The organism is Burkholderia sp. BC1, from assembly GCF_052683555.1.
This window is the reverse complement of the sequence record NZ_JBQYLP010000062.1, coordinates 22,615-33,680: the sequence shown is the minus strand read 5'-3', so window position 1 is coordinate 33,680 and position 11,066 is coordinate 22,615. Positions and strand designations below refer to the sequence as shown.

Annotated in this window: 9 protein-coding genes; 3 read left to right on the top strand and 6 right to left on the bottom strand. The window is 67.5% G+C overall.

Going from position 1 to position 11,066, the window contains the following annotated elements; genetic code table 11:
- The first annotated feature begins 222 nt into the window (after positions 1 to 222).
- Positions 223 to 759 carry an L-2-amino-thiazoline-4-carboxylic acid hydrolase gene (locus ACSHSS_RS23915; RefSeq protein WP_059782853.1) on the top strand — a complete coding sequence of 179 codons (537 nt, stop codon included), beginning with the start codon at positions 223 to 225 and terminating at the stop codon, positions 757 to 759.
- Positions 752 to 2,023, top strand: a complete 1,272-nt coding sequence (locus ACSHSS_RS23910; protein ID WP_059782855.1) for a Zn-dependent hydrolase — start codon at positions 752 to 754, stop codon at positions 2,021 to 2,023. The genes ACSHSS_RS23915 and ACSHSS_RS23910 overlap by 8 nt, the downstream gene beginning before the upstream one ends.
- A 15-nt stretch (positions 2,024 to 2,038) precedes the next feature.
- Here ACSHSS_RS23910 and ACSHSS_RS23905 read toward each other — a convergent pair whose 3' ends face one another.
- Positions 2,039 to 2,881 (bottom strand): c-type cytochrome, encoded by an 843-nt coding sequence (locus ACSHSS_RS23905; RefSeq protein ID WP_445545626.1) that lies wholly within the window; start codon positions 2,879 to 2,881, stop codon positions 2,039 to 2,041.
- A gap of 207 nt (positions 2,882 to 3,088) precedes the next feature.
- Between ACSHSS_RS23905 and ACSHSS_RS23900 the strand changes: the two genes are divergently transcribed.
- Entirely contained in the window at positions 3,089 to 3,937 is an 849-nt protein-coding gene (locus tag ACSHSS_RS23900) for a DUF3626 domain-containing protein (protein ID WP_445545625.1), read from the top strand.
- A gap of 57 nt (positions 3,938 to 3,994) precedes the next feature.
- On the opposite strand, the gene ACSHSS_RS23895 is transcribed toward ACSHSS_RS23900, so the two are convergent.
- The 5 genes from ACSHSS_RS23895 to pgaB all read right to left on the bottom strand — a co-directional run bounded on the left by ACSHSS_RS23895 (position 3,995) and on the right by pgaB (position 11,058).
- Positions 3,995 to 5,293 carry a hypothetical protein gene (locus ACSHSS_RS23895; protein WP_060111604.1) on the bottom strand — a complete coding sequence of 433 codons (1,299 nt, stop codon included), beginning with the start codon at positions 5,291 to 5,293 and terminating at the stop codon, positions 3,995 to 3,997.
- Positions 5,290 to 7,113 (bottom strand): glutamine--fructose-6-phosphate transaminase (isomerizing), encoded by a 1,824-nt coding sequence (gene glmS / locus ACSHSS_RS23890; protein ID WP_445545624.1) that lies wholly within the window; start codon positions 7,111 to 7,113, stop codon positions 5,290 to 5,292. The genes ACSHSS_RS23895 and glmS overlap by 4 nt, the downstream gene beginning before the upstream one ends.
- 90 nt (positions 7,114 to 7,203) lie before the next feature.
- Positions 7,204 to 7,725, bottom strand: coding sequence for a hypothetical protein (locus ACSHSS_RS23885; protein ID WP_006403825.1), 522 nt, complete (start codon positions 7,723 to 7,725; stop codon positions 7,204 to 7,206).
- Positions 7,703 to 8,974, bottom strand: a complete 1,272-nt coding sequence (gene pgaC / locus ACSHSS_RS23880) for a poly-beta-1,6-N-acetyl-D-glucosamine synthase (RefSeq protein WP_035954595.1) — start codon at positions 8,972 to 8,974, stop codon at positions 7,703 to 7,705. Before pgaC ends, ACSHSS_RS23885 begins: the two co-directional genes overlap by 23 nt.
- Positions 8,971 to 11,058, bottom strand: a complete 2,088-nt coding sequence (gene pgaB / locus ACSHSS_RS23875) for a poly-beta-1,6-N-acetyl-D-glucosamine N-deacetylase PgaB (RefSeq protein WP_105841783.1) — start codon at positions 11,056 to 11,058, stop codon at positions 8,971 to 8,973. The genes pgaC and pgaB overlap by 4 nt, the downstream gene beginning before the upstream one ends.
- Positions 11,059 to 11,066: the final 8 nt, after the last annotated feature.

Genomic DNA, 11,066 nt, shown 5'->3' with positions numbered 1-11,066 from the left:
TCGGCTACGTCTGCGATGACCGCCGAGCCGAATAAATCAGCGTTTCCCTAACTGGGACCGACAGCTTTGCATGGGATCCGAGTAAGCGCTGAAGCGCCAACTCGGGCCGACAGCTTTGCATGGGGCCCGAGTAAGCGCTAAAGCGCCAACTCGGGCCGACAGCTTTGCATGGGATCCGAGTAAGCGCTGAAGCGCTAACTCGGATCGACACGAGACAATGCCATGAACGAACCCACCAAGACACCGACCACCCCCGAAGACACGCGCCTCGGCATCCTCGCGCGACGCCGCATCGAAGCCGAAATCATCAAGCCGATCTACGAGATCATGAAGCGCGAATTCGGCACCGAGCGCGCGCAGGCCGTGATCGCGGAAGCCGTGCGCGGCGCGGCGGTCGACGCGGGCCGCACGTTCGCCGCCCAGGAGCCGCACGGCACGAGCGTGAAGTCGTTCATCGCGCTGCAGGTGCTGTGGGAGAAGGACGATGCGCTCGACGTCGAAGTGCGGCGCGCGGACGATGCGCACTACGACTACGACGTCCATCGCTGCAGCTATGCGGAGATGTATCACGCGATGGGGCTCGGCGAGATCGGGCATCTGCTCAGCTGCGCGCGCGACAGCTACTTCATCCAGGGCTACGATCCGCGCATCGCGCTGACGCGCACGAGCACGATCATGCAGGGCGGAAAGCGCTGCGATTTCCGCTACGCGCTGCAACCGGCGCCGCAGGGCAGCGCGCAGGAGGCCGGCGATGCGTGACGAAGCGCAAGCGGGCCGCCGCGCAGCGGGGCCACGTGTCGACGGCGAGCGACTCTGGGCGTCGCTCGAACGGATGGCGCAGATCGGCGCGACGCCGAAGGGCGGTGTCTGCCGGCTCGCACTGACCGATCTCGATCGCGAGTCGCGCGACCTGTTCGTGCAGTGGGCGCGCGACGCGGGCTGCACGGTGCGCGTCGACAAGATGGGCAACGTGTTCGCGCGGCGCGCGGGCCGCCGCGCCGATGCGGCACCCGTGATGACGGGTTCGCACGCCGATTCGCAGCCGACCGGCGGCCGCTACGACGGCATCTACGGCGTGCTCGGCGGCCTCGAAGTCGTGCGCGCGCTGAACGACGCGGGCATCGAGACCGAACGGCCGATCGACGTCGTGATCTGGACCAACGAGGAGGGCTCGCGCTTCGCGCCGGCGATGGTGTCGGCCGGCGTGTTCGCGGGCGTCTATTCGCTCGAATACGGGCTGTCGCGCACCGACGCGGCGGGCAGGACGATCGGCGACGAACTGGAGCGCATCGGCTATGCGGGCGCCGAGCCGGTCGGCGGCTATCCCGTGCATGCCGCCTACGAACTGCATATCGAGCAGGGCGCGATTCTCGAACGCGCGGGCAAGACGATCGGCGTCGTGACGGCCGGACAGGGCCAGCGCTGGTACGAGGTGACGCTGACGGGCATCGATGCGCACGCCGGCACGACGCCGATGGAATTTCGCCGCGATGCGCTGGTCGGCGCGGCGCGGATGATCGCGTTCGTCGATGCACTGGGCCGCCGCCATGCGCCGCACGCGCGCGCGACGGTCGGCATGATCGACGCACGGCCGAACTCGCGCAACACGGTGCCGGGCGGCTGCTTCTTCACGGTCGAGTTCCGTCATCCGGACGACGCCGTGCTCGACGAACTCGATGCGGCGTTGCGTGCGGAGCTGACGCGTCTGGCCGCCGAAACCGGGCTTGGCGCGCAGATCGAACAGATCTTCACGTATCCGCCGGTGCCGTTCGCGGCGGCCTGCATCGACGCGGTGCGCGACGCGGCCGAATCGCTCGGGCTGTCGCACATGGATATCGTGTCCGGCGCGGGCCACGATGCGTGCTATATCGCGCGCGTCGCGCCGACCGGGATGATTTTCGTGCCGTGCGTCGACGGTCTGAGCCACAACGAAGCCGAAGCGATCACGCCGGAGTGGGCGACCGCCGGTGCGGACGTGCTGCTGCGCGCGGTGCTCAAAAGCGCGCAGGAAACCGGCGCGTAACGGCGTCGGCTGCCGCTAGCGCGGCGCTTTGCGGCGTGCGACGTAGGTCAGATACGCGACGATCTCGTCGAGTTCGCGATCGCTCAGCTGCGCCGGCGGGAACGCCGGCATCGCGCGGCCCGGCCAGTCGCGCACCGACGCCGGGTTGCGGATATAGCGGCGCAGCGCGGCCGGCTGGAAATAGTCGACGGGGTTCATCGGCGCGTTCAGGTCGGGGCCCGCGTGGCTGCTGCCGGCGCCGTCGATCCGGTGGCACGCGAGGCATTGCGTGACGAACAGGCGCTGGCCCGCGCGCGCGGGGTCGCTTGTCGGCACGGACGGATCGACGGCGAGCGACGGCCAGCGTGCGAGCGGCGCCGATTCGACGGTAATCCGCACGATCTGATACGGCCACTGTTCGCCGCGCACCGACGACGCGTGCGGCCCCAACCACACGAGATAGAACGGCCCGGCGCTCACGGGCTTGCCGGGCAGCTTCGGCCACGGGCGCGACGGATCCTCGACCGCGAGCCACGCGACCGCGCCGCCCGCCGCGCCGCGGCGCACGAGATCGAGCGGCAACTGCGCGGCGAAGCCGTCGGCGGCGCGCGTTTCGAGCACGCCGTCGGCCGGCAGCGGCGCACCGCCGAACAGGTTCACGAACGGCACCGCGCGGAACGTCATCGGGCGACCGTATGCGATGTCTTGCGGCACGTGGATGTCGGTGGCGTCGGCGCGCGCGAGCAGCGCTTGCGGCGTCAGCATCCGCGGCGTGCCGTCGATATCGAGTTCGAGCGCCGGCGCGGACTGCGCGAGCGCGCGAGGGCCGATCGCGTAGAGGATCAGCAGCAGAAGCGAAAACCACCGACGCATCAGCATTCGTTCTCCGGGAAGGGGCGTTGCGGGCGGCGCGATGCGCGCGGCCGCGGGTGACGAAACGGGTCGGGCGACAGTCTATCCGCTTCGCGCGCTGCCCGCGATCCCGATTTCGATGACCGCGATGTACGATGGCGCTTCGAAGGAGGCCGGTGCGTCTGCAACGATCGGCTCCGTATTTCCGATCTCACGATGTCGTCGAAGATGCACATGGAAACGCCAGCAGACCGCGCGCTCGCCCATATCCGCCGATTCTGGCCGCCGGGGCCGTGCGCCAGCGAATTCCCGGTGACGCTCAACTTTCATCCGGACGTGCCGGTCGACGGCGAAAGCACGCTCGAGCGGATCGTCCGCGACGGCGTCTATCGATCGCAGTTCGAAACCGCGACGAGCAATGGCGGCCTGAGCGCACATCCGGGCGGCGATCGCTGGATCTGGGAAAGCCGGATGTTCGGGCGCGCGTACGACGCCGCCGACCCCGCGCTGCGACCGAAGTACGGCGCGCTGAACCATCGTCTCGATCCCGTCGGCGGGTCGAGGCGTTTCGGGTCGTGCCATCTGCGCATGCGTCGCCACGTACACTCGCGAACGACGTTCTGCTATCCGGACAGCTATTACCGGCCGACGCATTTCGCGATTCACGACTGCTCGGCGTTGATCGCACTCGCGGACGGCAATCGCGACGGCCTCGATCCGCTGCTCGACAACTACATCGAAGCACATGTGCACGGTATGATCCGGCTCGCGGAAGACGTCGACGCACTCGTGCTCGATCCCTCCTATCGCGGCACGCGCATCGAAGCCGCCGCGTGGCGCGCCGGGTGCCAAGTCGAATGGCATCGCGGCTTCCGGCTGTTGGTGGACCGGCTCGCCGAGTGCGACGCGTTCCGCGGCCGCGCGGCGGCCGAGGCGATCGCGCGCATCGCCGTCGACGGCGTCGTGACGCCGGCCGTGCTGGGCCGCGCGCGCGAACGCACGCTCGACTACCAGACGGCGAAATGGGTCTGGCACTGCATCGCGCGATTCGGCGAGGCAGGCGCGCATGCGGACGTGCGCTGACCGTGGCGGCTGTGCGCGGCCCGCGCCACCGCGACGCAGGTCCGCGCACACGCACACTCAATGCGTCGAGCATTGCGTATCCGCGGCCGACAGCGACGTATTCTGCACCGGCCGGAAGTCGGCTTCGCGCGCCCCCGACGCCGTCAGCGACACGAAATGCATCGCGTCGCCGTTCGCGCGGAACGCCGCGATGCCGGTCGAGCCCCACGGAATCGGCGAGCGCTGCGAGCCGGTCACGGCGATCGCGGCAGGCCCGAGCGTCAACGTCAGCAGCCGCCCGTCGCGCGTCGGCACGTAGGCGCGTGATCCATCGACGCCGATCTGCGCTTCACGCACCGACGCGGGCAGGCAGTCGAGCGTCGCGGTGCGCTGACCGTCCGGCGCGACGAGCATGGCGACGCCGCGGCCAGCCGAGGTCGTCGTCACGACGATGAAGCGGTCGATCGCCGGCACGTAAGCGGCCGAGTAGACGTAGTACTGGATCGCGTCGTTCAGCGTGCCGAGCTTGTCGAGCTGCGCGGATACCGGATCGAACATCGCCGCTTCGAGCGTTGCGTCGGTGCTGCCCGGAATGAATTTCTGCCAGAGCAGCAGCGCCTTGCCCGGCGAGCCCGCGATCATCGGCCACCATTCGCGGCGATGCGCGACGACGGGGACGTGGTTCAGCACGCGGCCGGTCGCGTCGTACGTCTTCACGTAGACGCCGTTGCCGGTGCCGAGATTGTCCACTCCGCCGCCGTCGACCCAGCCTTCCGAATAGAACACGACGAAGCGGTCCGACGCGGTCGCGACGTGGCCCGAGTGGCCGCCCGCTTCGACGTCGTTCGGATAGGGCTTGATCGGCCGCAGGTCGCGCCGGTAAATCCCGTAGCGCTGGTTCACGACCTGCGGCGTGTTCCAGCCGTCCTCGAACGTGACGAAGATGTCGCCGCGCGCGTTCTGCGCGATCGACACGGGCTCCTGCGCCTCCGGGCGGCTGATGAACGTGCGCACGCGCGCGATGCGCGGCTGGCCCGGGCTCCACAGACCGACGTACACGTCGTGCGGCCAGTTGCCGTCTTTCATCGCGCCGCGCGGCACGCGCCCCGAACTGCTGAAGAACACCCAGCGCTTGCCGTTGCCCGCATCGGCGACGCCGATGCCGTGCATGAAGCGGCGCGGGTCGCCGGTATCCTTCGCCGTGCCGTTCGGATCGACGGTCACCGTGTGCACGACCGGTGCGCCGGCGCGCGCGGCCGGCGGCGCCGCGCCGACGCAGCATGCGCTGCAGACGATCGACGCGGCGATCCATGCCGCGGCGCGACGGCCGGCGCCCGGCCGCGCGCCGGCCGAGGTGGCGACGCGCGGCGCCGTCATTCGACCGTCACCGATTTCGCGAGGTTGCGCGGCTTGTCGACGTCCGCGCCGCGCGCGCAGCCGACGTGATACGCGAGCAGCTGCAACGGGATCACGTTGACGATCGGCGACAGCGCATCGCCCGATTCGCGCACGCGGATCAGATGCGTGTCGCGATCGGCCTCGAGTTCGAGCTGATCGCCGGCGAGCACGTACAGCCGCCCGCCGCGCGCGCGCACCTCGGCCATGTTCGACTTGAGCTTCTGGAACAGCTGGTCGTCGGGCGCGATCGTGACGACCGGCATCGCGCTCGTGACGAGCGCGAGCGGGCCGTGCTTGAGCTCGCCGGCCGGATAGCCTTCCGCGTGGATGTACGACACCTCCTTCAGCTTCAGCGCGCCTTCCATCGCGATCGGGAAATGAATGCCGCGCCCGAGGAACAGCGCGTTCTCGCTCTTCGCGAACTTTTCGGCCCAGCCCATGATCTGCGTCTCGAGCGCGAGCGCATGGCCGATGCGCGCGGGTAGCGCATGCAGCTGCTGCAGTCGTTCGGCCGCCTGTGCCGGATCGAGCCGGCCGCGCATCTGCGCGAGCGTGAGCGTCAGCAGGTACAGCGCGACGAGCTGCGTCGTGAACGCCTTCGTCGACGCGACACCGAGCTCCGCGCCGGCGCGCGTCAAAAAGCGCAACGGCGAGTTGCGCGCGATCGTGCTCGTCGCGACGTTGCAGATCGCCATCGACAGATCCTGGCCCGTCGTGCGCGCGCGTTCGAGCGCGCCGATCGTGTCGGCCGTCTCGCCGGACTGCGAAATGCCGACGACGAGCGTGCGCGGATCGGCAACCGCATCGCGATAGCGGTATTCGCTCGCGATCTCGACCTGCGCGGGCACGCCGGCGATCGACTCGAGCCAGTATTTCGCGGTGAGCCCCGCGTAATAGCTGGTGCCGCAGCCGAGCAGCAGCACGCTTTTCACTTTCGACAGCAGCGCGCGCGTGTCCGCGTGCGCGTCGAAGAGGGCGGGCGAGATTTCCTCGATCCCTTCGAGCGTGTTCTCGATCGCCTTCGGTTGCTCGAAAATCTCCTTCTGCATGAAGTGCTGGTACGGGCCGAGCGCGGCATCGCTGTCGCGCGCGCGCACTTCGCACAGCGGGCGGCGCGCTTCTTCGCCGAACGCATCGACGACGTCGATGCGATCCGGCGTGATCAGCGCGACGTCGCCGTCTTCGAGATAGACGAAGCGGTCGGTCAGATCGCCGAGCGCCGCGCAGTCCGATGCCAGATAGTTCTGCGTCGCGCCGATGCCGATCACGAGCGGCGAGCCCGCGCGGGCGGCCACGAGCCGCTGCGGTTCGTGCGCGCTCAGCACGGCGATCGCATACGCGCCGTGCAGCCGCTTGACCGCGCGCCGCACCGCGTCGAACAGATCGCCGCGATAGAGGCTGTGCACGAGATGCGCGATCACCTCGGTATCGGTCTCGCCACGGAACTCGTAGCCGCGCTGCCGCAGCTCCGCACGCAGCGTGTCGTGGTTTTCGATGATGCCGTTATGCACGACCGCGATCGTGTCGCGCGACACGATCGGATGCGCGTTTTTCTCCGATGGCGCGCCGTGCGTCGCCCAGCGTGTGTGGGCGATGCAGGTCTGCGCCTCGAGCCCGAGCGTCAGTACGCGATCCTGCAAGTCGGCGACGCGCCGCAACGTGCGCTCGCTGCGCAGGCGCCCGTCGCGCAGCACCGCGATCCCGCATGAGTCGTAGCCGCGATACTCGAGCCGGCTGAGGGCATTGACCAATTGCGGCACCTGATTGTTCAGGCCGCTTGCTCCGACGATTCCGCACATGTTTTCACCTCGTCCAGAAGATGGTTCCGGCTTGCCTGCGCGGCGCGTCGGGACGGCGTCCCGACAAGGTCGCACCGCGCGGAAGACGTGTCATGCATTGCTTCCAGGTTCGCCCGTCGCCCATTCGCGCGGCGGCGGCCCCGCGTGGGCGATCCATTCGATGCCGCAGATCGACCCGTTCGCGTCGTGCGACGCGACGAGAATGCGCGATGCGCGCGGCGTGCCGCTGCGTCGCCGGTTGCCGGTGAGCAGGGCGGCCGGCACCGAGTGCGCCGTGACGCTGGCCGAGCGTCGCAGGATCTTCGATACGCGCAAGCGGTACGCGAGCGGATGCACGACGCGCCCGGCGATCAGCCAGGTGATCAGCGAGCCGCCGATCAGCGCGATACAGGTCACGTAGAACACGAGCTGCTCGATAGGCATCTCCGCTTCGTTGAACGGCAGCAGATAGCGATACGTATAGATGCAGATCGATGCCCATACGCCGCCGACGAGCGCAGGTCGGCCGAAGCGGAACCAGGCGACCAGCAGCGGGCCGACGACGCCGCCTCGTTCGGCGATCATTTCGCGCGGAGTGCGCAGGGAGAGGTCAATAATCGGTGCGTTGTTCATGTTGAATGCCTCGGTCGGGACTGACCCACACGGCTCGCTTGCCACGGCCTCGCAGCACGACCGCCGGCAGCGCGACGACGGTAGTGATCATGCTGATCAGCCAGAAAGCGACGGGGTACCAAACGGTGTCAAGGAAATACATCAGCAGCTTCTCGTCGTAGCGACGATCGATCATGCTGCCGATGATCAGCTGCAGGATGCAGGTGGCGACCAGCAGCATCCCGTGCCAATGCGGTACGACGGAAACATGCCAGCTCGGCGGCAGCGGATAGATGACATCCACGAGCGCGAGCAGCAGAATGAACGACATCGCATAGGCCCAGGCGATGCCGATCAGATACTCGATGAACAGCGGCCACATCATCATCCGCGTCGGCTTCGCGAGCGCGCCGGCGTACTTGATCAGCACCTGGATGCCGCCTTTCGCCCAGCGCAGGCGCTGCCGGTACAGGCCCTTCACGGTTTCCGGCATCAGGATCCAGCTCAGCGCATGCGGCTCGTACACGACGCGCCAGTCGCTGCACTGCAGCTTCCAGCTGATGTCGATGTCCTCGGTCAGCATGTCGGTGCTCCAGAATCCGACATCGGCGAGGGCGGTCTTGCGGAACATCGTGATTACGCCCGATACCGTGAAGATGCGGCCGTACACCTGCTGCGTGCGCTTGATCAGCCCGACGATCGACGAGAACTCGCCGACCTGCATGCGGCCGAGCAGCGACGTGCGCGTGCGGATGCGCGGATTGCCGGTCACCGCGCCGACGCCCGGATCGGTCAGGAAATGGTCGAGCATCCATTCGATCGCATCGTGGCCGAGCAGCGAGTCGCCGTCGATGCAGAGCAGATACTCGGCGTTCGACATCGTGGCCGCGGTCGTGAGCCCGACCGCCTTGCCCTCGTTGCGCGCGTGATGAATCACGAGCAGCCGCGGAATCTCCACCGCGAGCTGGTTCAGGATTTCGCCGGTGCGGTCCTTGCTGCCGTCGTTGACCGCGATGATGTCGTAGTTCGGATAGTCCATCGCGTTCAGATGCTCGATCACGCTGCGTGCATTCGCCTCCTCGTTGAAGCACGGCACGACGATCGACACCTTCGGAAAGCCGCTCGCGGCGATCTTGCGCTTCGACAGCACGCGACCCTCTTCGAGCAGGAAGTAGTGCACGACGCCGCCGATCATCCACAGGTACGACATGAAGAACGGATAGTAGAAAACGAAATCCTGCAGCTTCGTAATGAGGCCGTGCGTGGTCATGGTGTCTTGGTCCCGTTGCGGTGCATCTGCATCAGTGCATTGATCGAGGTCGGATCGAGACGCGATTTCAGCGACATCACGTCGCGCACCGTGTCGAGATTCGGCTGGTTGTTCAGGAAGTTGTCCGGGTAGTACCCGAAGTTCACCGCGCCTTCGCTGCGCAGCCTGCGCATCTGCGCGAGCAGCGTGTCGGCGCCGATGCTCTTGTTCGCGTGCCAGTCGTACGACTGCAGCTCGAACACCGTGCGCGACAGGCCGTTCGGTTTCGCGCGCACGGTGCGCACGAGCCGGTCGAGCCAGCGGTCGGGATCGTCGGCCTGTTCCATGTACGGCATCGCCATCAGCGCGACGTAGTCGTAGGTGGCGAGGAAGTCCGCGTAGTTCTGCGCGTACCACGCTTCGGACTCGGGCTTCAGCACCGGCATCGCGAAGATGTTGCGCGCGGTCAGTACGTCGCCCGCGTTCTGATGCGAGAGCACGATCTTTTCGAGCTGCAGCGTGAAGTCGATCAGATGACGCGTCTTGCGCCGCGTCCAGCGCGCCATCAGGTCGGGATTGCCGCGGATCTTCGCGACGTCGGCCGGCAGCCCCCATTGCGCGTACGCGCGCAGCGCGTGGCGGCTCGCGTCCTCGTAGTCGTCGAGCACCGCATCGTCGCTGAACAGGATGCCGCTGAACGACGCGTACTTGCTCAGATCCTCGTAGATCTCCTCGATCATGAGCCGCGCATCGGGATCGAACGGGCTGAGCCGGAACACGCGCGAGCCGTTCTCGCGGGCCGGCGCACCGTCGAGCGCGCGGACGGCTTCGAGCCCGCGATGCTTGTCCGCCGGCGGCCGGAACGCGAGCACCGGCATCCACGCATAGACCTGCACGTTCGCGCGCGTGTTGAGCTGCCACGCGGCGCGCGAGAACAGGTCCGAGCGCATCGGCAGATGGCGGTTCGGGAAGTACACGGCTTCGGCGACACCCGTGCCTTTCGGATCCGCGTACGCCTGCAGGTAGACCGATTTCGGCTGCATCCGGTAGATGCGCTCGATGAGCACGCCGAGGTTCTTTTCCTGCTGCGCGGGGTTCGGGTCGTAGACCTGGTCGAGATCGACCTGCACGACGCGTTCTACCGCGTCGATGACGCCGCGGTTCGTCGCCGGCTCGCGCATCGACCGCTCGAAGCCGCCGATGTCGACGTCGTACATCATCAGGATCCGGCGCAGGCGATCGAGCGGTACGTCGGGCGTGTTCGGCCCCGCGTCGAGACTGAACTGGATATCCATGCCGAGCGACGTCGAGATGTCGCGCACCGGCTGGTTCTCCGCGCCGTACGGCCACACCATCGAGCGAATGGTGATGCCGGTGCGCTCGCGCACCTGGCGGATGCAGGTCTGCAGGTCGTTGCGTACGCGCGCGTGAAATTCCTCGTCGGTTTCGTACCGCTTCTCGTCGGGCAGATACAGGTGCGACGTGGTGGCCGGCAGTTCGTTGCCCTGCGGGTTTGCGATCGCGCCGTGATGCAGATTGTGCGTGTGGCAGGCGAGCTCGATCAGATCCGACGAGCCGAGCTTGCGCACGTCGTCCCACGACATGAAGTAGTCGCGCGGCACCGACACCTTGTCGCTGATCTTGATCGGCACGTCGGGCGGCGCATCGATCCACGACGTGACGATGCCCATCACGGCCGGATAGCGGAAGCGTTCGAGCAGCGGCAGCACTTTCGTGTAGTGGCTGCGGTAGCCGTCGTCGAACGTGAGCAGCACGGCGCGCGGCGGCAGCGGCTTGCCGCCGTGGCGCGACGCCTCGATCTGCTTGACCGTGATCGGGTGGTAGTTGTTCGTCTCGAGCCACGAGAAGATCGCGGTCAGCGTGCCGGTGTCGACCGCGAACGGGTCGACCATCGTCGACGACGAAAACGTCGACAGCAGATTGTCGCGGACATCGTGCAGGCAAATCACGCGAAACGTCTTGCCGTCGGCCGGGTCGGACGGCGGCAGCAGGTCGATCATCTTGGCCTTCGTCACGCCGGGAAACAACGAGCACGCGGCGAATGCCCCGAGGCATCCGCACATGAAGGTCCGTCTGGATTGCATGGAGAGCT